The 21,212-nt window shown below is 35.7% G+C and carries 20 protein-coding genes; 9 read left to right on the forward strand and 11 right to left on the reverse strand.

Annotated features, from left to right (window positions below; genetic code table 11):
* Positions 1 to 82 precede the first annotated feature (82 nt).
* From AC6H33_RS07995 to AC6H33_RS08005, 3 genes are read right to left on the reverse strand one after another with little or no spacing between them, the layout of a single operon-like run.
* Entirely contained in the window at positions 83 to 1,747 is a 1,665-nt protein-coding gene (locus AC6H33_RS07995) for a cation acetate symporter (RefSeq protein WP_497604361.1), read from the reverse strand.
* Complete coding sequence (locus AC6H33_RS08000; protein WP_497604362.1) at positions 1,747 to 2,061, reverse strand: DUF485 domain-containing protein; 315 nt, start codon at positions 2,059 to 2,061, stop codon at positions 1,747 to 1,749. The genes AC6H33_RS07995 and AC6H33_RS08000 overlap by 1 nt, the downstream gene beginning before the upstream one ends.
* A gap of 10 nt (positions 2,062 to 2,071) precedes the next feature.
* Positions 2,072 to 3,424: an OprD family outer membrane porin gene (locus tag AC6H33_RS08005; protein WP_497604363.1), complete on the reverse strand. Its 1,353-nt coding sequence runs from the start codon at positions 3,422 to 3,424 to the stop codon at positions 2,072 to 2,074.
* A gap of 241 nt (positions 3,425 to 3,665) precedes the next feature.
* On the opposite strand from AC6H33_RS08005, the gene AC6H33_RS08010 reads away from it, so the two are divergent.
* Positions 3,666 to 4,532 (forward strand): hypothetical protein, encoded by an 867-nt coding sequence (locus tag AC6H33_RS08010; RefSeq protein WP_497604364.1) that lies wholly within the window; start codon positions 3,666 to 3,668, stop codon positions 4,530 to 4,532.
* On the opposite strand, the gene AC6H33_RS08015 is transcribed toward AC6H33_RS08010, so the two are convergent.
* The 8 genes from AC6H33_RS08015 to AC6H33_RS08050 form a co-directional block, all read right to left on the reverse strand.
* Positions 4,529 to 4,771 (reverse strand): helix-turn-helix domain-containing protein, encoded by a 243-nt coding sequence (locus AC6H33_RS08015; RefSeq protein ID WP_497605987.1) that lies wholly within the window; start codon positions 4,769 to 4,771, stop codon positions 4,529 to 4,531. The two genes, AC6H33_RS08010 and AC6H33_RS08015, sit on opposite strands and share 4 nt — an antisense overlap.
* Positions 4,772 to 4,896: 125 nt before the next feature.
* Positions 4,897 to 6,087, reverse strand: coding sequence for an AAA family ATPase (locus AC6H33_RS08020; RefSeq protein ID WP_497604365.1), 1,191 nt, complete (start codon positions 6,085 to 6,087; stop codon positions 4,897 to 4,899).
* A gap of 225 nt (positions 6,088 to 6,312) precedes the next feature.
* On the reverse strand, positions 6,313 to 6,690 hold the full coding sequence (locus AC6H33_RS08025) for a type II toxin-antitoxin system VapC family toxin (RefSeq protein WP_497604366.1): 378 nt from the start codon (positions 6,688 to 6,690) through the stop codon (positions 6,313 to 6,315).
* A complete protein-coding gene (locus AC6H33_RS08030; RefSeq protein ID WP_497604367.1) occupies positions 6,674 to 6,928 on the reverse strand; it encodes a hypothetical protein in 255 nt (84 codons plus the stop codon). The genes AC6H33_RS08025 and AC6H33_RS08030 overlap by 17 nt, the downstream gene beginning before the upstream one ends.
* A 185-nt stretch (positions 6,929 to 7,113) precedes the next feature.
* A complete protein-coding gene (locus AC6H33_RS08035; protein ID WP_497604368.1) occupies positions 7,114 to 7,770 on the reverse strand; it encodes a response regulator transcription factor in 657 nt (218 codons plus the stop codon).
* Entirely contained in the window at positions 7,770 to 8,987 is a 1,218-nt protein-coding gene (locus AC6H33_RS08040) for a sensor histidine kinase (RefSeq protein ID WP_497604369.1), read from the reverse strand. Before AC6H33_RS08040 ends, AC6H33_RS08035 begins: the two co-directional genes overlap by 1 nt.
* Positions 8,988 to 8,993: 6 nt before the next feature.
* Entirely contained in the window at positions 8,994 to 10,259 is a 1,266-nt protein-coding gene (locus AC6H33_RS08045; RefSeq protein ID WP_497604370.1) for a response regulator transcription factor, read from the reverse strand.
* The gene (locus AC6H33_RS08050; protein WP_497604371.1) at positions 10,249 to 11,709 is read right to left on the reverse strand and encodes a c-type heme family protein; all 1,461 of its coding nucleotides are present in this window, start codon (positions 11,707 to 11,709) and stop codon (positions 10,249 to 10,251) included. Before AC6H33_RS08050 ends, AC6H33_RS08045 begins: the two co-directional genes overlap by 11 nt.
* 103 nt (positions 11,710 to 11,812) lie before the next feature.
* Between AC6H33_RS08050 and AC6H33_RS08055 the strand changes: the two genes are divergently transcribed.
* From AC6H33_RS08055 to carB, 8 genes are all read left to right on the forward strand, one after another.
* Positions 11,813 to 12,316, forward strand: coding sequence for a peptidylprolyl isomerase (locus AC6H33_RS08055; RefSeq protein WP_497604372.1), 504 nt, complete (start codon positions 11,813 to 11,815; stop codon positions 12,314 to 12,316).
* A 60-nt stretch (positions 12,317 to 12,376) separates the two neighbouring features.
* Complete coding sequence (locus tag AC6H33_RS08060; RefSeq protein WP_497605988.1) at positions 12,377 to 13,459, forward strand: epoxyqueuosine reductase QueH; 1,083 nt, start codon at positions 12,377 to 12,379, stop codon at positions 13,457 to 13,459.
* 50 nt (positions 13,460 to 13,509) lie between these two features.
* On the forward strand, positions 13,510 to 13,956 hold the full coding sequence (gene fabZ / locus AC6H33_RS08065; RefSeq protein WP_497605989.1) for a 3-hydroxyacyl-ACP dehydratase FabZ: 447 nt from the start codon (positions 13,510 to 13,512) through the stop codon (positions 13,954 to 13,956).
* Positions 13,956 to 14,741 (forward strand): acyl-ACP--UDP-N-acetylglucosamine O-acyltransferase, encoded by a 786-nt coding sequence (gene lpxA, locus AC6H33_RS08070; protein WP_497604373.1) that lies wholly within the window; start codon positions 13,956 to 13,958, stop codon positions 14,739 to 14,741. The genes fabZ and lpxA overlap by 1 nt, the downstream gene beginning before the upstream one ends.
* Positions 14,738 to 15,979 (forward strand): ATP-dependent Clp protease ATP-binding subunit ClpX, encoded by a 1,242-nt coding sequence (gene clpX, locus AC6H33_RS08075; RefSeq protein WP_497604374.1) that lies wholly within the window; start codon positions 14,738 to 14,740, stop codon positions 15,977 to 15,979. Before lpxA ends, clpX begins: the two co-directional genes overlap by 4 nt.
* Before the next feature lie 9 nt (positions 15,980 to 15,988).
* On the forward strand, positions 15,989 to 17,026 hold the full coding sequence (locus AC6H33_RS08080) for a rod shape-determining protein (RefSeq protein ID WP_497604375.1): 1,038 nt from the start codon (positions 15,989 to 15,991) through the stop codon (positions 17,024 to 17,026).
* On the forward strand, positions 17,019 to 17,780 hold the full coding sequence (gene mreC, locus AC6H33_RS08085; RefSeq protein ID WP_497605990.1) for a rod shape-determining protein MreC: 762 nt from the start codon (positions 17,019 to 17,021) through the stop codon (positions 17,778 to 17,780). Before AC6H33_RS08080 ends, mreC begins: the two co-directional genes overlap by 8 nt.
* A 174-nt stretch (positions 17,781 to 17,954) precedes the next feature.
* Entirely contained in the window at positions 17,955 to 21,212 is a 3,258-nt protein-coding gene (gene carB, locus AC6H33_RS08090; RefSeq protein WP_497604376.1) for a carbamoyl-phosphate synthase large subunit, read from the forward strand.

Genomic DNA, 21,212 nt, shown 5'->3' on the forward strand with positions numbered 1-21,212 from the left:
TACCAAGAAATTTTGTTCCTCATTTTGTGACCACAGCGGTCTAGGCGAAGCAAAAGGAATTTACTTCCTTTTGCAAACATATCTAGTGAGAACTTGCACCCTCAGCACCGATACCTGTTTGAGCTCTGATAAACTGAGCATCAAATCTATCTTGCTCATCTTTAGCATCTTGAGACTTATCAGTAACCGAGAAGAACCAAGTCGCAGCAAATGCTACACTCACTGAGAACAACGCTGGGTATTTATAAGGGAAAATTGCTTCTGCATTATGCATAATATCAACCCAAACAACTGGACTAAGGATAACAAGGATAACCGCACTAGCAAGACCTAATGTTCCACCAATTACAGCACCACGAGTTGTAAGTTTTCTCCAGTACATTGAGAGCACAAGGATTGGGAAGTTTGCAGATGCAGCAATCGCAAACGCAAGACCAACAACAAATGCGATGTTTTGGTTCTCAAACGCGATACCCATAATAATTGCAACTACACCAAGAGCAACTGTTGCCATTTTAGAAACTCTCATCTCTGTCATAGAATCAACTCTGCCTTTTCTAAATACAGAAGCGTAAAGGTCATGGCTGATTGCAGATGCACCAGCTAGTGTAAGACCAGAAACAACTGCTAAAATAGTAGCAAATGCAACCGCTGAGATAAATCCTAAGAAGAAGTCTCCGCCTACTGCATGACTTAAGTGAATTGCCGCCATATTGCTTCCACCTAAAATCGGTGAACCGCCACTAACTGCATCTTTTGCAATATCAAGGTACTGAGGATTTTTAAATACCATAACGATAGCACCAAAACCGATGATGAAAGTTAAAATATAAAAATACCCAATAAAGCCTGTTGCATAAAATACTGATTTTCTAGCCTCTTTTGCATCACTTACAGTAAAAAATCTCATAAGAATATGTGGAAGACCAGCTGTTCCAAACATAAGAGCAACTGCTAAAGAAATAGCCGAAATTGGATCACTTACAAGTCCACCTGGGCTCATAATCTCGATACCTTTAAGCTCTGTTGCGTGTGAGAAAAGTGCACCAAAACTAAAATTATAGTGTGCCATAACAGCTATTGCCATAAATGAAGCACCAGATAGAAGTAAAAATGCTTTAATGATTTGTACCCAAGTAGTTGCAAGCATACCGCCAAACACTACATATAAAATCATAAGAACACCAACAAGTACAACTGCCAACTCATAAGAGAGTCCAAACAGAAGCTGTATAAGTTTGCCTGAACCAACCATTTGCGCGATAAGATAAAGAACAACCGTTGCAATTGAACCAGAAGCTGCAAGTGTACGGATTGGAGTCTGCTTTAGTCTATATGAAGCAACGTCTGCAAATGTATATTTTCCTAAGTTACGAAGAGGTTCTGCAATCATAAATAAAATGATTGGCCAACCAACTAAAAACCCGATAGAGTAGATAAGACCATCATACCCTTTCATATATACAAGACCAGAAATTCCCAAAAATGACGCTGCTGACATGTAGTCACCAGCTATCGCCATACCGTTTTGAAAACCTGTAATTCCACCACCTGCTGTGTAGAAATCTTTTGCACTCTTTGTGCGCTTTGCAGCCCAATAAGTGATACCTAAAGTTGCTCCAACAAATATAAGAAACATAACTATTGCAGAGATATTAAGACCTTGTTTTTGAACCTCGCCAGTAATTGCATCTGAAGCAAAAAGAGCAATAAAACCAAGAATTAAAAATAAAAATATTCTATTCATTAGTTCTCCTTTATCGAATTTTTAATTTTATTGTTTAAATCATCAAATTCACCGTTTGCTCTCTTGGTATAGATACCAGTTAAAACAAATGCGAAAATAATAACCGCCATCCCAATAGGAATACCAATTGTTGTTACCGAATCAGAAGAGATTGGTGTACCTAGTGCTGATGGGTTAAATGCTATCGTTAATATAAAAGCAAAATAGACAATCAGCATCAAAATAGATAGCCTTACAGCAAAACCATTTCTCTTTGAAATCAACTCTTTGTAGTTTGGATCGTTTTTTATCTTCTCAACCATATCTTTGTTCATCTAATTCTCCTTAGAAATTATAGTTAGCTATAAATCTGTACTCATTCCAGCCAGTTTTACCAGTGTTAATCTCTGCAAACCCTCTTGTAAAGTTTCCACGAAGACGAAGTTGCAAGTTTTTTACAGATTGCACGTTATATATCGCATCAAATCCTGATTCACTTGCGGTTCTCTCAATTCCGTATCCACTGTTCTCATCCATATCAAACTCTGCATAGTACGCTGTTGTTGTTAAGTTTGCACCCATATCTTTAAAGTTATAAGTAGCCGCAACCTTACTAGCAGCCGTTCCAGCCATAAACATATGACGAGTTACCATGCCTTGAGTATAGGCAGGCATACCGCCCCATGGAGACACAGTAGCATTTGCAAGACCACCAGCAGTTGCTTCAGCTGCACTATTTTCGCCTGTTTTAGAGTATGCAAAAGATAAATCAAGGTTTTGTACTTTAAAGCCAAACTTTGCTGCTGCATAAGTACTATCTATATCTCCGCCAAACTCATCACCCACAGAGTCCTCTTTTATAACTTGAACTCCAGCGTAAGGCTTAATCATGTCAGTTATCAAACATTTCCACGAGAAGTTTGCTTCTGCATAAACCATATTCATAATGTCATGTGCATAGTAATCCCAAAGAGTTAACTTTAAATTTTCTATGCCAGTGTATGTAGCAGATGCCATAGTAATACCATCAGTTGATTCGCCAAAAGCGTAAGTTCCTACATTTGCAAACTCACCAGTTTGGTCTAAACTATCAACATATGAGTAACCAGATGTTGCAGATAACAACTTATTTGCCTTTGAGGCATTTAGTGTTGCACTATATACTCTACCAAATGTTCCTTGTGCAAATTTTGTAATATGCCCTAGCGTCAATGTAGTATTTGAAATGTCTTTGTTTGTTAAAACATAAGCTTCAAAAAGGTTTGGAATCATTCTAGCATCATCATCACCAAGCATTGGTGTCATGAGTTTTTGACGTCCGCCCTTAAATGACGTGTTGGCATTTTTGTACTCAACATACGCCTCTCCAAGCATTGTATAGTTCTCATTGTCTTGTCCAAGAAGCGTTTGATCAACTGTGTTTCTTGAATCAATTTTATTTGTAGTATAAAAAGCAGCCCCTAAATTAAAACCCTCTAAAGAAGCTGTTTCGTATTTCAAATATCCGCCAATAGCAGTTGAGCCTCTATGAGTTCTAGTCCCTGCACTCCCTTGATACTCTCTATCTATATAAAACATACGAGCTTGTCCGCTCACTTTACCTTCACTAAACATAGTGTTAATATCATCTGCCGCATTTAATGAAGCTGCCGATACAAAGCTAATAGCAGCGATGCTAAGAACTAACTGTTTTTTCATATTTTTCCCTTTTTATAAAATTAAACTCTCTAATCCTAAAATAGAAAAATAGCATGAACATAGCATTTATAAAAAAAACTAATATGAGCTAAAGTTATAAGAAAATATGTGTAAAAAAGTAACTTTATTTAATATTTAATCCACCTTAAACAAATCAAAACACTATATCTTTGTCTAATAATATAAATAAACTATATTATAATCTCAACTTATAGACAAAATTTATATAATGGAAAAAGTTATGAAAGAAGTTATAAATGCGTACAGAAAACAAAAAATAAATGTTGACTCTTTTTTAAAAACATTTATAAAGAGTCTTGATAAAAACTATTTTGATGAATCTTTACAGATTTTAAAAACACACAGATTTATACAGTTGATGTATGGCGTTGATTCAGAGTTTAAGCAATCAACATCAGTTATATCAAAAAAAGAGTCAGACTCTTCTCAGCTTGGAAGCAACAAGAGCCACTACTTTATGAAACTTCAACTTGATGAAGATGATATATATATCTCAAATCCATATATCCATCATAAAACTGGAAAAGCGAGTGTTAGTGTTGTTCACTATGTAGACTCAACCTATTATATATTTGATGTTAATCTTATATATCTTTTAGAAGATTTAAAACTTATCGAGTATAACAGCGTTCACGATAAGATAAAGAGAACTATATATTTCTTTGGCTCTACCATGCTCGCTATCGTTGCTATTGCACTTATCGTATATGGCGGTTATGTATTTTTTGCTCTTATCTTTTCACTATCTAGCTCTGATTTTTTACATGATATATTCAAATCCATCATCTCAATGACGCTAGGACTTGCCATTTATGACCTTGCAAAACAGATTTTTGAACATGAAGTTATATATCAATCATTTCATCAAACAGAGGATAAACAGTACAAAGTTCTAGGAAAGTTTTTAATCTCAATCATTATTGCACTATCTATTGAAACGCTAATGGTGGTATTTAAAATCGCACTTGAAGATACGTCAAAAATGTTGTCAGCTTTTTATCTGCTAATAGGCACAACAATCATGCTAATAGGCCTTGGTTACTTCTATAAAACCATCCAAGAGTCAACGCCCAAGGATGATTGCTAAGGCTTGTCTATCATGTAGCCCATGCCGCGAACATTGATTATAAAATCCTCTTTTAGATTTTTTTTGAGTCGATTAATCTCGGCTCGGATGGTTGCGTTGTCAACTATCTGCTCACTCCAAACATAGGTTTGAAACTGCTCAAAATCAACTATTCTGCCTCTGTTTCTTGAGAGCAGGTCTATTATCTGAGATTGGCGTTTTGTCAGTATTTGAACCTCTTCCTCGCTCCCATGCTCCAGCGTGGGAGTGTGTACTTTTTTGTATGCTTTGACTTATATGCATTCCCACGAAGACCGTAGGAATGAGGCTTAATCACGGTTTATCCACCATATACCCCATCCCACGCACATTAATAACAAAACTTTCAATACAAAAACCCAAACAGCCAGAGCGGGATTTTGTTGCCGCTGCCTATCTCTATATCATCAGATACGATGAAGCTATCCGATAGGTCTTTTATTTGCTTATATTTTTTGTTTTTACCGCCTACTTCAAATGTATATCTGTCGTCTATGAAAAAATCACCTTTTTTAGCAACCTGAACTTCATGCGCTACTCTTAACATACTTGCAAAAAAGGTCTCTCTTATAGTTCCTAGCTCAAAGTCATGGCAGTAGGCGTAGTGCAGGTTTGTATTGCCTAGATAGATTTTTTCTGGTTTAGTAAAGATACTATCCCCTTTTGTTTTCGCTCTTATAACATGCAGTACTTTTGCTTTATGCAGATATTCCAAAAATCTATACAACCCTTTGTAGTTCTCTTTCATATCCATTTTTACAAGCAACTCTTGTATGTTTGGAGTAAAAGGGAGCGATTGACAAACAAGTCTTACCAGTTTTTTGAGGTTGACAACATTGTTGTACTCTATGGGAAATACGGAGGGAATATCTATCTCAATGACTGTATTTATGGTCTCACTCAGTCGCAAAAGATAGTTTTCTTTGTCTTCAAAATAAAATGGATAGTATCCGCTTTGTATATACTCTTTGTACGAGAGTCGCAGGTTAAATTTTTCCAGCAAGTCATACGCTATGTCTATGTGGTCTGAGAGTATCTCATCAAGCGAAAAAGATGGAAGTTTGATATCGTTGTTTAGTTCGATAAACTCACGAAAAGACAATCCTTCAAAATGATAAACAATCGCTCGTCTGCTCAAATCGGCTTTTGCGTTATCTATCTGCAACGCACTTGAGCCACTAAATATAACTTTGAGGTCTAAGATATCGTAAATCTTTTTAAGCTCTAGTTCAAAATTTTGGTATTTGTGTATCTCATCAATGATGAGCACTTTCCCATCCTCCTTTGCAAAAACCTCCGCCACTTCAAAAAGAGAGGGAATGGCAATAGCATCCGCACTAATGTAGAGCTTTTGGCTAAATGGCAAGTCAAGCTCTTTGAGGTACTGCACCAAAAATGTGGTTTTGCCCACACCTCTAGCACCTACAATGCCTATAAGTTTGGGTTTTAAATCTATCTTGTCGTAAAAGTATCTTTTATATGTGAAGTTATGTTTTGAGAAGATTTTTCTCTGAAAATCTCTGATTTCTTCTAGCATCTTTTATCCTTCTGTGCTAGATTGTATCATAATTGGATTTTAAAGTCCAATTTTTAGCTATATTTTTGGTTATAAGACTTTAATTTTGCTATTTTTGCTTAAAAGGCTGTCCTTTCTCTTCTCGCTCCCATGCTCCCGCGTTGGAGTGTGTACTTTTTTGTCTGCTCTAGCTTATATACGTTCCCACAGAGACCGTGGGAACGAGGAAAAGTGTTCATTTTATCTTCAACACTTCTTCACATCTTTGTCAAAACTCAGTTTTTTATACCCTTGTAGTTTACTTTTTGCACAGATAAGTGCATCGACAAAATCAATATTTTTGTTTTCTATGATTGAAAGAGTCTCAAAGAGTATCGCTTTGTTGTGACTCACAACTCCATCAAATGCCAAAATAGTTTTAAGGTCGTTTATCACACTGTTTTTGTCGCACTTGTAAAATTTAGTCAATACAAAATAGCTTTCCATCAAAACACCCTCAAGTATCTCTACTTGGATTTTTGAAGATTCGATTTGTTCAAAGATTACTATGCTCTGGGCTAAAAACTTTTCATCGTCTCCTATCAAAAATCGGATGATGACATTGGTATCAAGAAGATAAACCATATTTTTCTTCCATAGCTTTAAGAAACGCTTCTTGTTTTATCTGCTCTATATTCATAGATGAAGGATTTACTTTATCTTTATATTTTCCAGCCATTAGAGCCGTCTGTGATTGTTTACGAATCGGATAAACAAAAGCCAAAGATTGTTTTGTTCTTTTGTCAACTACTTCTAAAACCTCGGTGAGATTTTGGAAAATAGAGATATTTTTTTGAAGTTCACCTATACCAATACTCAACATTTCTATATCCTTTTATATATTCTTCTTATCATTCTATATAAATAAATTTCATTTGTCAATATCTTAAAATGGAGACGGGCTACTTTTCTCGCTCCCATGCTCCAGCTTGGGAGTGTATACTTTTTTGTCTGCTCTAGCTTATATGCGTTCCCACGGAGACCATGGGAACAAAGAAAGGATGATTGCTAAGGCTTGTCTATCATGTAGCCCATGCCGCGAACATTGATTATAAAATCCTCTTTTAGATTTTTTTTGAGTCGATTAATCTCGGCTCGGATGGTTGCGTTGTCAACTATCTGCTCACTCCAAACATAGGTTTGAAACTGCTCAAAATCAACTATTCTGCCTCTGTTTCTTGAGAGCAGGTCTATTATCTGAGATTGGCGTTTTGTCAGTATTTGAACCTCTTGATTAAAAAGAAGTGTGCTGTTTTCTTGGTCGTAACTATAATTTTTACAAAGTCTTAGATGCACTCTTGGGACGATATTTGAGAGCTTTACTCTATCTACTCGCAAGGACAACTCTTTTAGATGAAAAGGCTTCTTTAGATAGTCGTGACACCCCAAAGTGTAGGCCCTTGAAATATCTTCTATATCAACTAACGCACTTATGTAGATAACACTTACATGGATTTTAAGCTCATGGATTTTCTCTAAAAATGTAAGCCCGTCAATTCCAGGGACATTTATATCTAAGATAAGCAGGTCATAAGAGTTCTCTTTTATAGCATTAAAAGCCAAAAGCCCATTAAAGAAGCTCTCTACATGATGCCCTTCAGATTCAAGGTATTCGCAGATTGACTCATTTAGCATCACTTCATCTTCTAAAAGCAGTATCTTCATCAATCTCCAATAACTTTAAACTTATACCTAAATGTTGTTGAAGTCTCATCTGATAAAACACTCACTTCAACACCCTCTTCATCACATATGCTCTTAACCAGCCTAAGCCCCAATCCAAAGCCTTCTGTGCCTTTTTCTTCTCTATAATAAGCATCAAAAACTCTATTCGTATCTTGGATTATTTTTGATTTGCTACTAACCATAAACTCAACATATGAGCCAACTTGCTTTAGAGCCACCTCAACGCTCTCATTTGGAAGTGTGTATTTTATGGCATTTGTAAGAGTGTTGTCTATGACTCTTTGGAGCTTAGTCTCATTGAAGTTAACATATAACTCATCTTTTGGAGAATTGTAGCTAAAAGTTATAAGAGAAAACTCCGCTACCTCCCTAAAAAAATCTATCCTGCTGCTTAGAAAATTATTTAAATTTATCACACCCTTTTTATACTCTATATGATCTTTTTTTACAAGATAACTCAAATCATCATAGATGTTAAATATATTTTTTGCAGCAGCTTCTATCTTTGAGAGTTGTCTATCTTTTGGATTTTTCATAAGATATAACTCAATACTTGTCAAAATAACACTAAGAGGCGTGTTTGTCTCATGTACTGTATAACGTAAAAACTCTTTTTGGGACTTTAGCAAATCCTGCGAAAATGTCTTTTGTTCTTCTAGGTTTTTGTTTATATCAAGCAGAGCGGCAGTTTTTTTCTTTACCCTCTCCTCAAGCCCAAGATTAAGCTCTTTTAGGCTCTTTTTTTGCTCATTTATTTTACTAACCATCTCATTTGCATAGCCCACCATCATCTTAAAATCTTGGAAAAATATGCTATTTTTATTTATCTCTTCTTCTTTGTCGATAGCAGTTTTAAAAGCGTCTAAAAATGTCTGCGTATCTCTTTGAAGCAGTTTATTAAAAAGCGTGTTTAGCCCCAAAAATATGGCAAATATAATAAAAGAGAGAGTAACAATGGCTAAAACTGTTTTTATCAAAAGTGCTTTTAACTTTTTTTGATTTTGCTCTAAAATAGTACTATCAGGTATAAGATGATTTTTTACTACATAACTCTGCTCTAAGGCTCTCTCATACTCCTTGTACATCTCCTCTACAAGCAGACCCACAAAAACCAAAGTAAAGAAAAATACAACCAAAATAGTAATAACATCAGCCTGTTTTATACTGATATTTTGAAATAGTGCTTTTATCTTCATAAAAGCCTACATCATGTCAAATATCTCTGAAATATCCACTTCTATTTTGCCCAAAGATTTATTTGCATCAACCTTCTCGAGCTTAACTTCTGGAGAGGTAGAGAACTCAACATCAGAATATCTATGCTTCTCAAATAGAGGCAATGAAGCTATATTTATATTCTTTAGCATTGAAAATAAGTTTACCACAGCACTCCCATTTGGAATAACGATAAATTGATTATGCCCAAAGTAGCCTATAAATGCATCAGGCATACTTTTTTGCTTAATCTCTTTTATTTTATTTGCAAGACCTAGCTCGACTTCTTGAGCTTCTTCTTTTCCGTACCATTTCTCAAGATTTTCAAAATGTTTTATTTTTAAAAATATCATATCTAGCATACTTGTTTTTTGTTTTAAAAGCTCTATTTTTTCAAGCACAAATTTCTTACTAGGAAGCTTTGTTACCTCATCAAGAAAGAGAGCATTGTGTATAGCGGTTATATCGCTAAATGTGAGTATGTAACTATTTTTATCATCTATCTTAGAACAATTTACTTGATATTCAAAAGTTATCGTATTTTTGAGTATTCTTACTTTTCTATCTTCTTCTTTAAGTGTCTTTAACTGCTCTATAAGCTCTGCATTGCTTGTAGCACTTATGCAGTGTGATGCTTCTTCAAACAACACCCCTATCTCTGGCATCTCCAACACAAGCATCTCGAAAGTATCAAAATCACCAATCTCTAAAAAGGCTTTATTTGCCATAACTATTTTGTTATCTTCTAGAACAATTATCCCTATTTTTGCCTGATCCACTATAAGCTGTGCTCTTTTTGAAAGAGAGACAATTTCATCTTGAAGTTTTGTCTGCTCCTTTGTAAAACTAAGCTCTTCTGCAATCTTATAAAGTACATATAAAAACTGCTTGTTGTTAAAAGGCTTCAAAACAAAACGGTTAACATTGAGGTTTATAAGTTTCATTAGATATTCGCTGTCATTGTGAGCTGAAGTTACCAATACCACCTGCTCATAATTTATCTCTTTCATAGCCTCTATCATCTCTATGCCGTTCATATTTGGCATATTTATATCTGTTACAACAACATCAAACTTTTTCTCTTTATATTTTTGAAGTCCTATAGCTCCATCTTCTGCTAAAACTACATCAGGGAAAAAACGACCTAAAAAATCTGCTGTCTGCTTTCTGATAAGTTCATCATCCTCAACGTAAAGCACAGAACAGACTGAAGCATACTGTTTAAGTTTGATTACATTGATACTAATTTCCATCTTCGTTTTCCTTCTTCATTAATGATATTGTAAATATTGTAGAAACTCCTTCTACTTTTACATCCAAATATCCACACAGATGCTCTTCTACAATCATCTTTGACATATAAAGCCCTAAACCTGTACCGTTTTTCTTATCTTTAGTGCTGAAATATGGGTCAAATATCTTCTCTATTATCTCTTTTGGTATGCCGCCTGCATAATCTTTTACAACTATTTCTACTCTTTTTGGCTTATCTACTGCACTTATCTCTATGACTCTGTTTTCTATTTTCTTCTCAACATACGCATCCATAGAGTTTTTGACAAGATTTAAAATAATCTGCTTCACATCATTTTTCTGCGTAAAAAGCTTTATATTCTCATCAATACTATTTTTTATCTCAACTCCGTTGCTCTTTAGAGTGCTATCAATTATCATACATGTATCTTTTACGAGATACGCAACGCCTACCTCTTCCATCTTCATATTTGGTTTAAAAAAGTTCTTAAAATCATCTATCGTTTCGGATAAATACGCTATTTGTTTATTTATAGTCTCCAAGTTATCTTGAAATCTTTTCTCATCTATATCTTGAAGTTCTATATCTAAGAGCATATTGTTTGTAGTCATACTCATCCCAGTTAGAGGCTGTCGCCATTGATGGGCAATCATACTTATCATCTCTCCCATAGCCGCAAACTTGGACTGTTTTGCTATAAACTTATCTTTATCACTTAACTGAAGAACAAAATACTTAACAGTAAAATAAATTCCAAAAAACACCACTAACATCATAGCCTCAATCAATATGAAGAATTTAATCATCTCATTATCTGAATCAATTGGGGAGTAGATAGCATCTATTGCGCGTATCTCTCCTAGCTTCTCGTTGAAACCATTTTTATCTCCATATATCTTGATCATACCTTTTGGAGCTTTACTTGGGTCACCGTGACACTGCAAACATGACTCATTGTTTCTAGCTACTGGAAGTGCAAAAAAGAGTGTTTCTTTGCCATTATGTGTAACTATCTCCTTGTATGATTTCATATCTGAGTTGTTAAATTTTTTTAGTACTTCAGCCTCAAATGGAGTCGCTTGATTTATAGGATTTGTTGGGTTGTTACTTGGAAATCTTAGTTCAATATTTTTATGAGAATCGCTATGTTTTTTTGCATAATTTTCTTTAAAAACCTCATATATATGAGAAATAATATATGTAGAAGATAAAAGTGTCGGATCAAAGTAATCTTGTGAGAGATTTTTATCATTTATAAGCTTATATACCGCTGGTTTTTGATAGTTTGCTATAAACTCCTGCATAGAATCAAACATCAAAACATTCTCTTCTATAAGTTGATTTGCCTTTTCTTGATGAAACTCTTTAAGTGTAAAATAAAAAATTATAGTACCTAAAATAAAAGAGAGTATAAATATAATTTTTATCTTTTTTAGTAAACTTTCCAATGCAAATCTTCCTTTTTGTAGTTGTTTGATTTGCAGTATATCGTTTTTTTATTTATAAACTTACACTATAATTCCAAAAAAAATATCTACATAAAGGTTACATATGTTTGGAAGACAACTAAGAAAATACGAGTTAAGTGCTGAGGAAATAGCTAAATTTCAATGGGCAAAAATTACTACAAGCAAAGGTGACATCTGGGTAAAACTGTTACCTGAAGAGGCTCCAAATACTGTTGCAAACTTTGCACATTTATCAGAATCAGGTTTTTACAATAACCTTAGTTTTCACCGTGTAATCCCTGGATTTATGGCTCAGGGTGGTTGTCCAAATGGAACTGGAACAGGCGGACCTGATTGGGCTATCCCTTGTGAAACAAAAACAAATGTTACTAAACATAGAAGAGGAGCACTCTCTATGGCTCACGCTGGGCCTAACACTGGTGGAAGCCAGTTCTTTATAACATTTGTTGCTACTCCACATTTAGATGGCGTACACACTGTTTTTGGAGCAATCGAGAAAGATGATGAAGATAGCTTCTCTACGCTAGACAGCATAAAAGGTCAAGACGTTATAAACTCTATTGAAGTTTTACAAACTCGCCAATAAAAATTTCTAATTACCCTCATGCTCTCAAGCATTGAGAGTAAAATTTTTCAAGGAACTCATATCTTAGTCCATATATGTTGCAGCGTAGACTCCCACTTTTTTTTAGAAAAGCTCCAAAAAGATTATCCAGATGAAAAACTTATTGGATTTTTTTACGACCCGAACATTCACCCATTTTCAGAATATCAGCTTCGTCTTCTTGATGTAAAACGCTCTTGCAAAAAACTAGGTATTGAACTTCTTGAGGGAGAGTATGATTTTGAAGCGTGGATGGAAGCTGTACGAGGTTTAGAAAATGAACCTGAAAAAGGCAAAAGATGTGAAGTTTGCTTTGATAAAAGATTTGATGTAAGCGCAAAAAAAGCTCTTGAACTCGGCGAGAAAAGCATAACAACAACTCTGCTTGTAAGCCCTCTAAAATCACAAGAACAGCTAAAAGTAAGCGGTGATAAATTTTTCAAAGAGCATGGTGTTGAGTTTATATTTTATGATTATAGAAAAGATGGCGGTACAGCAGAGCAAAGCCGTGTTACAAAAGAGGAGCAACTCTATCGTCAAGACTATTGCGGATGCATCTATGGACTAACTATGCAACGAGAACAGCAAGATCGCCTTATGGATGAGATGTTTTCTCATATATCCAATCAGATTCAGCCCTCTAGCATTGAAGAGAGGCTTGAGATGTATGAGCAAAGAAACGAACTTGAAGAGAATGGTATCGCTTACAAAATCATTCGAGAGAAGTTTTTAAATTATCGTCAATTTAGCTTTAAACTCTATGCCAATAGAGATGAAATCATAGATGCTTATGCTCTTTTTTACTCTAATCTTCCAAGAAAAAAAGCAAATGGAAACATAGAATTTTGCGATAAAAATATCCACTATTTCAATCGTGAAGAGATAAAATTTGTAACATTAGAGTTTTTTAACTCTGTATGTAAAGTAAAATATAAAAACACTAAAGAACTTATATTTAGCCCTCCTAGCGTTAAAGAAGAGATAAGATTTAGAGATATTTTACTCTCATCGAGCTACGATTTAAGCCCTATTATTATCGTTGATGAGATTCCAAAAACAAAACTCTCTATTGAACTTGATGCTAAAACTTATGAAGATATGAGAGAAAAACTAATCATTCTATAATATTTTTTTAGCTAAAATAGCCAAAATTATTATAAAGGCTTTTCTATATGATTATGGACGTTATTGAAATTCAAAAAATTATTCCTCATCGTTACCCATTTTTACTTTTAGACAGAGTTACAGACATCAAAGAAAATGAATCACTTATCGGTTATAAAAACGTGACTATCGGCGACAACGTATTTCAAGGTCACTTTCCAGGTCATCCAATCTATCCAGGCGTTATGATTTTAGAGGGCATGGCTCAAGCTGGTGGCATACTTGCATTTAAGAGCATGGGCAACATGACGCAAGAGGAAGCTGCTGGTAAAGTTGTCTATTTTATGAGCATAGATAGAGCAAAATTTCGCGCTCCTGTAAAACCTGGCGACAGACTTGAGTACCGCATAAGCGTTATAAAAAACAAAGGCCAAATCTGGGTACTTGATGGCAAAGCTTATGTTGATGATGTTTTAGTTTCAGAAGCAGAACTAAAAGCTATGATTGTAGATAAATAATGAGTAAAATTTCTCCACTTGCAATCATAGAAGATGGTGCAGTTATAGGCAAGGATGTTGAGATAGGTGCTTACTGCATTATCTCCTCAGATGCAACTATCGGCGATGGAACAAAGATAGAACAAAACAGCTGTATTTATGGCAAAACAACCATAGGTAAAAATAACCATATCTTTTCACACGCAGTTATCGGTTCAGCTCCACAAGATTTGAAATTTGCTGGGGAAGATGTAGAACTAATCATTGGCGATAACAATAAAATCAGAGAATTTACACTCTTCAATCCTGGGACAAAAGGCGGTGGCGGAAAGACTATCATCGGCTCACACAACCTTTTTATGGGTTATGTTCATATAGGGCATGATGTTATCATCGGAAATCACTGTATCTTAGCAAACGCTGCAACTCTTGCAGGACATGTTGAGATGGGAGACTATGCAGTAATCGGCGGTATGACTCCTATCCATCAGTTTGTTCATATAGGCGAGTACGCAATGGTTGCTGGTGCATCAGCACTTGCTCAAGATGTACCTCCATTTTGTATGGCAGAGGGAAATCGCGCGACACTTAGAGGACTTAACTTAACAGGTCTTAGAAGAAATATAGAGCGCGAAGAGATTGATGAGATAAAGTCAGCATACAAAGAGCTTTTTGAAGCTGGAAAAGCTTTAAAAGACGCTGCAAATGAGATACTTGAACACACAACAAGCCATCATGTTCAATCGCTTTGTAATTTTGTTCTTAAAACTAAACGCGGTATCCCGTATGAAAGGAAACATCTATGATAATCAGATCATGTAGCTTTTGTAATGCGCTAGAGAGTGATGAAAACCCACTAATTGCAGGAAACAGTGTCTATATATGTAAAAACTGTGTTACTTCTGCATATAAGATAATGTTTGGAGACGACAAAGTTCACTCATCAGCGGATGCTGATTTGCATGATGAAAACAGCACTCTTATGACTCCAAAAGAGTTAAATATTTTTTTAGCTGATTATATTATCGGGCAAGAGAGAGCTAGAAAACTTCTTAGTGTAGCTGTATATAACCACTACAAAAGAATTTTTAAAACTCACACAACCAAAGATGATGATACTGAGATAGCAAAATCTAACGTACTTCTTATTGGACCAACTGGAAGCGGAAAAACACTTATGGCTCAAACAATTGCTAGAGTTTTAAATGTTCCTATTGCAATTGCTGATGCAACAAGTTTAACAGAAGCTGGATATGTTGGAGAAGACGTTGAGAACATTCTAACAAAGCTTCTTCAAGCAGCTGATGGTGATGTAGAGAGAGCACAAAGAGGGATAGTATTTATCGATGAGATTGACAAAATTTCCCGCATGAGTGAAAACCGCTCCATCACTCGTGATGTTTCAGGAGAGGGTGTACAACAAGCTCTTTTAAAAATCATAGAGGGTGCTGTTGTAAACATTCCGCCAAAGGGTGGAAGAAAGCATCCAAATCAAGAGTTCATAGCGATTGATACGACAGGAATTCTTTTTATCTGCGGTGGTGCATTTGATGGGCTTGATGAGATACTCAAGAAGAAGCAAGGCGAAAATGTTTTAGGTTTTGGTCATGAAAAAAAGAGTAAAACAGAGCAAAAGATGAGCTATGACGCGGTTGAGCCTGATGACTTGGTAGGTTATGGTCTTATTCCTGAGCTTGTTGGGCGTCTTCCAATTATTGCATCGTTAAATGAGATTACAGAAGATGATATGGTTCGCATACTAACAGAGCCAAAAAACTCTATCATAAAGCAATACAAAAAACTCTTCTCAATAGACAATGTTGTATTGAATTTTGAAGAAGACGCGCTTAGAGCGATAGCTACAAAGTCGATAAAAAGAAAAACTGGTGCTCGTGGACTTCGTGCAATTTTAGAAGAAAATATGATAGATATTATGTACGAACTTCCTGAATACAGCGGGTACGAAGTACTAGTAACAAAAGCAGTTATTGACGACGGTGAAGCTCCCGTCTATATCAAAAAGAATTCAAAACAAATTGCATAAGGTAAAATAATGATATTTAACAAATTAATTGGTCTTTTTTCAAACGATTTATCTATTGACCTAGGAACAGCAAATACGATTGTAATTGCAAAAGGCAGAGGCATTATAATCAACGAGCCATCAGTAGTTGCTGTAAAAACTGGTAAATTTGGACAGCAAAGAGTTCTAGCAGTAGGACATGAAGCAAAAGAGATGGTTGGTAAAACTCCTGGAAATATAAAAGCTATTCGCCCTATGCGTGATGGCGTTATTGCTGACTTTGATATGACTGAGAAGATGATTAGAAAATTCATTGAAAAAGCTCATGGAAGAAGTTCTCTAATAAGTCCTAGAATTATTATCTGTGTTCCTTATGGATTAACTCAAGTTGAGAGAAAAGCTGTTCGTGAATCTGCTCTTAGCGCAGGTGCTCGTGAAGTTTTTCTTATAGAAGAGCCAATGGCTGCAGCAATTGGAGCTGGAATAGATATACGTGAACCTCAAGGAAACTTAGTCGTTGACATCGGTGGCGGTACTACCGAGATAGGTGTTGTTTCTCTTGGCGGTCTGGTACTTTCAAAATCAATTAGAACAGCTGGCGATAAGATAGACCAAGCAATCGTAAACTACGTAAGAAGAAAATATAACCTTCTAATTGGCGAGAGAATTGCTGAAGAGATAAAAATAGCGATTGGAACTGCTGTTACTCTTGATGAAGAGCTAAAAATGGTAATTACTGGCAGAGACCAAGTAGAAGGACTTTTAAGCTCAGTTGAATTAACAAGTGAAGATGCTAGAGAAGCCATGAAAGAGCCTCTAAAAGAGATAGCAGAAGCACTTCGTGATGTGCTAGAGCAGATGCCTCCAGATTTGGCTGGTGACATAGTAAATCACGGAATTATCTTAACAGGCGGTGGAGCACTCATCCGCCAACTAGATAAATATCTCTCAGATATTATCAAAATCCCTGTATATGTAGCAGATGAGCCTCTACTTGCAGTTGCTAGAGGAACTGGACGCGCATTAGAAGAGATAGATTTATTACAAGAACTTTTTGAAAATGAATAAAGGGCTTCTTAGCTTTTTTCTCATCTTTACTGCACTCATAATGGGTGCACTTTATTATACAGATATTATTCAATCTCCTTTTATTTCTGTATTAAACAAAATCAAAACCAACTATCACGCCTCTAGCGAATATGTAGAAAAACAGATTCAAAAACATCTATTTCAGGCAAAACATATTGAAGAACTTAATGAAAAAATAAAAAAATATGAGAACAATTGTCTCATAATAGAGCAGTTGTCATATGATATAAACAATCTTTTTTTAGAGAGTTTCTCTGATCTCAAAATTGATCCAGATGTAGAGCTTGTTAGAACAATCTCATATCAAAAGTTTGGCGATTTAAATAGAGTTTGGCTTGAAGTAAATGACTATAATGCATCTAAAATTTATGGTCTTGTTTACAATAATCTTGTAGCTGGAATAGTAATATCTCAAAACGACAGACCTCTTGGGCTTTTAAACAGCGATTTAAAAAGTTCATACGCTGTATATGTAGGGGCTCAAAATGCTCCTGGCATTATTCATGGAAACAATTCTAATCATCTTATTGTAAAATTTATTCCTGCTTGGTTTTTGATAAATGAGGGCGATAAAGTTATAACTTCTGGTCTAGATGAGATATTTTTTCAAGGACTAAATGTCGGAGTTGTTGTATCTGTTACAAAATCGCAAGGGTATCAAAGTGCGGTTGTTGAACCCTTCTATAAAGCAAATGCACCAAACTACTTTCATATGATTAAAAAAGTCAAATAACTCATCAAGTTTTAAGTGCCTTTTACCTATAATAAACAAATTTTTTTATGCACTAATGCAACTCTCGAAAAATATAGTTTTTCGTAGCTTTAGGGGGGTTGGAAGGGACTTTGGTCCCTCCCGCTAAAACGGACTTGTTCGTTTTGGTGCGTAACATCAAACAAAAGGTAAACAATGCCAAAACGCACCGACATTCATACTATTTTACTTATTGGTTCAGGTCCGATTATCATCGGTCAAGCTTGTGAATTTGACTACTCAGGAACACAAGCTGTTAAAACTTTAAAAGAGTTAGGCTACCGCGTAGTCCTTATAAATTCAAATCCTGCAACAATTATGACAGATCCAGAATTTGCAGATAGAACATATATTGAACCTATTAAAGAAGAGATAATTGCAAAGATTATAAAAGATGAGGGTGTTGATGCTATTCTCCCTACAATGGGCGGACAAACAGCACTAAATGTAGCTACTAGTATGTATGCAAAAGGTATGTTAGAGGGTGTAGAGTTTTTAGGAGCATCTCCTGAAGCTATTCACAAAGGTGAAGACCGTTCAGCTTTTAATAAAGCTATGATTAAGATTGGTATGGATTTACCAAAAAGTCGTAATGCTTACAGCGTTGATGAAGCTTTAGAAGTTGCTCTAGAGATAGGTTTTCCAGTTATAAGCAGAGCCTCTTTTACACTAGCTGGCGGTGGTTCAGGGGTAGCTTACAATATGGAAGAGTTCAAAAAACTAGCACAAGAAGGTATCTCCGCGTCTCCTGTAAATGAGATAGAAATAATGGAGTCGATGCTTGGCTGGAAAGAGTACGAAATGGAAGTTATCCGCGATAAAGCGGACAACTGTATCATAGTTTGTGCTATTGAAAACTTTGATCCGATGGGTGTTCATACAGGTGACAGTATCACTGTTGCACCTGCTCTTACACTTACAGATAAAGAGTATCAAAGAATGCGTAATGCTTCTTTTGACATACTAAGAGAGATAGGTGTTGATACTGGCGGAAGTAATGTTCAGTTCTCAATTGACCCTAAAACTGGGCGTATGATTGTAATCGAGATGAACCCTCGTGTTTCACGCTCTTCTGCACTCGCGTCTAAAGCGACTGGTTATCCTATTGCAAAAGTTGCAACACTTTTGGCTGTTGGCTTTACTCTTGATGAGATTACAAATGACATAACTGGAACTCCTGCATCATTTGAACCAGTAATTGACTATGTTGTTACAAAGATTCCTAGATTTACGTTTGAGAAATTCCCAGAAGCTGTAAATACGCTAAGTACTAGCATGAAAAGTGTCGGCGAGGTTATGGCGATAGGTAGAACTTTTAAAGAGTCTATGCAAAAGGCTCTATGTTCACTAGAGACTGGACTTTGCGGATTTGATCCAATTGATGCTGATTTTGATTTTATTAAGCATGAGATTCGCCGTCCAAATGCAGATAGAGTTCTATATGTTGCAGAGGGTTTCCGCCGTGGCATGAGCGTTCCTGAGATGTTTGATACATGTCAAATTGACCCTTGGTTTTTATACCAGATAGAAGAGATAATAAAAAGTGAGCAAAGCATCACAGACAAGATACTCTTTGATGAACAACTTATGAGAAGTGCAAAAGTTGATGGCTTTTCAGACAAAAGAATAGCTCAGCTAATAAGTAAAAACTTAGATATAAAAGTAGAAGAAGAGGATGTTTATAAGGCTAAAAAAACTCTTGGGGTAACCTTAGAGTATAACGAAGTTGACACATGTGCAGCAGAGTTTGAAGCGCTTACTCCATACCTCTATTCAACAACAAATATCACAAAGCTTCCAAATGTAAAAAAAAGAGCAAGTGAGGCGAAAAAAGTTCTAATTTTAGGCGGCGGACCAAACAGAATAGGACAAGGTATAGAGTTTGACTACTGTTGTGTTCACGCTGCATTTGCACTTAAAGAGATGGGTATAGAGACAATTATGTACAACTGTAATCCTGAAACAGTTTCAACAGACTATGACACTTCAGATGTACTATATTTTGAACCAATTGATTTTGAACATGTAAGAGCTGTGATTGAAAATGAAAATCCAGATGGCGTAATAGTTCACTTCGGTGGACAAACTCCACTTAAACTGGCAGATTCTCTAACAAAAATTGGAGCTAAAATCGCTGGAACACCATCTGCTGTTATTGATTTAGCAGAAGATAGAGAGCAGTTTTCAAACTTTGTAAACCAGCATGGACTAAAACAGCCCGCAAATGGACTTGCTCGTTCTAAAGAGGAGTCTTACCCTATAGCGGAGAGACTTGGTTATCCTGTTCTTGTTCGCCCATCGTTTGTTCTTGGTGGTCGCGGAATGAGAATCGTTTATTGCGAAGATGAGTTAAGACAATATATGGACTTGGCTGTTTCAGTCTCAAATAACGCTCCAGTTTTGATAGATAAATTTTTAGATCAGGCAATTGAGCTTGATGTTGATGCTATTTGTGATGGCTTGGATGTTTATATCGGTTCAGTTATGCAGCATATTGAAGAGGCTGGAATTCACTCAGGCGATAGCGCATGTTCACTTCCTCCTGTAAACTTATCAAAAGAGATGATTGACAAGGTAGAAGCACAAACAAGAACTATCGCTCTTGGTCTTGGTGTTCATGGTCTTATGAACGTTCAATACGCAATTTATCAAGATGAGATATATCTGATAGAAGTAAATCCAAGAGCTAGTAGAACTGTTCCTTTTGTTAGTAAAGCGACAGGTATGCCTCTTGCAAAAGTTGCAACTCGTGTAATGGTTGGAGAAACTCTAAGAAATGCTCTAAACTACTACGACAAGTACAACATCGTTATGGAAGAAAATGGGCTTTTAAAACCTCGTTTAAAAGGGCATATCTCTGTTAAAGAGGCAGTATTTCCTTTCCATAAACTATATGGCGCAGATTTAGTTCTAGGGCCTGAAATGAAATCAACTGGTGAAGTTATGGGTATCAGTTCTAACTTTGGTATCAGTTTTGCAAAGGCTCAAATTGCAGCTGGAAACAGAATTGTAACAGAGGGTACGTGTTTCTTATCATTTGTAGATACAGATAAAAAATATGCACCTGAAATTGCAAAAGGGCTTCATAAACATGGCTTTAAACTTGTTGCAACTAGAGGAACACAAGCAATAATAGAGGAAGCTGGAATTCCATGTGAAATTGTTTTAAAAATTTCAGAGGGTCGTCCAAATATTGAAGATAGTATGAAAAATAATGCTATTCATATGGCAATAAATACATCTGATAATAACACTTCAAAAAAAGATGCAGTAGTAATTCGTCAAGAGGTTCTAAAGAGAAGTATTCCTTACTTCACAACTCTTAGTGCTGCAAGAGCGCTTATTTTAGCTCTTGATGAGATGCAAAATGATTCTTGGTCTTCATCAAAGGCTCTACAAGATTTTCTAGCATAG

The organism is Sulfurimonas limnophila (assembly GCF_059705345.1).

Coding starts and splice junctions, on each gene's coding strand:
- AC6H33_RS07995 (WP_497604361.1), bottom strand. CDS start 1,747: ATGAATAGAATATTTTTATTTTTAATTCTTGGTTTTATTGCTCTTTTT.
- AC6H33_RS08000 (WP_497604362.1), bottom strand. CDS start 2,061: ATGAACAAAGATATGGTTGAGAAGATAAAAAACGATCCAAACTACAAA.
- AC6H33_RS08005 (WP_497604363.1), bottom strand. CDS start 3,424: ATGAAAAAACAGTTAGTTCTTAGCATCGCTGCTATTAGCTTTGTATCG.
- AC6H33_RS08010 (WP_497604364.1), top strand. CDS start 3,666: ATGAAAGAAGTTATAAATGCGTACAGAAAACAAAAAATAAATGTTGAC.
- AC6H33_RS08020 (WP_497604365.1), bottom strand. CDS start 6,087: ATGCTAGAAGAAATCAGAGATTTTCAGAGAAAAATCTTCTCAAAACAT.
- AC6H33_RS08025 (WP_497604366.1), bottom strand. CDS start 6,690: ATGGTTTATCTTCTTGATACCAATGTCATCATCCGATTTTTGATAGGA.
- AC6H33_RS08030 (WP_497604367.1), bottom strand. CDS start 6,928: ATGTTGAGTATTGGTATAGGTGAACTTCAAAAAAATATCTCTATTTTC.
- AC6H33_RS08035 (WP_497604368.1), bottom strand. CDS start 7,770: ATGAAGATACTGCTTTTAGAAGATGAAGTGATGCTAAATGAGTCAATC.
- AC6H33_RS08040 (WP_497604369.1), bottom strand. CDS start 8,987: ATGAAGATAAAAGCACTATTTCAAAATATCAGTATAAAACAGGCTGAT.
- AC6H33_RS08045 (WP_497604370.1), bottom strand. CDS start 10,259: ATGGAAATTAGTATCAATGTAATCAAACTTAAACAGTATGCTTCAGTC.
- AC6H33_RS08055 (WP_497604372.1), top strand. CDS start 11,813: ATGTTTGGAAGACAACTAAGAAAATACGAGTTAAGTGCTGAGGAAATA.
- lpxA (WP_497604373.1), top strand. CDS start 13,956: ATGAGTAAAATTTCTCCACTTGCAATCATAGAAGATGGTGCAGTTATA.
- clpX (WP_497604374.1), top strand. CDS start 14,738: ATGATAATCAGATCATGTAGCTTTTGTAATGCGCTAGAGAGTGATGAA.
- AC6H33_RS08080 (WP_497604375.1), top strand. CDS start 15,989: ATGATATTTAACAAATTAATTGGTCTTTTTTCAAACGATTTATCTATT.
- mreC (WP_497605990.1), top strand. CDS start 17,019: ATGAATAAAGGGCTTCTTAGCTTTTTTCTCATCTTTACTGCACTCATA.
- carB (WP_497604376.1), top strand. CDS start 17,955: ATGCCAAAACGCACCGACATTCATACTATTTTACTTATTGGTTCAGGT.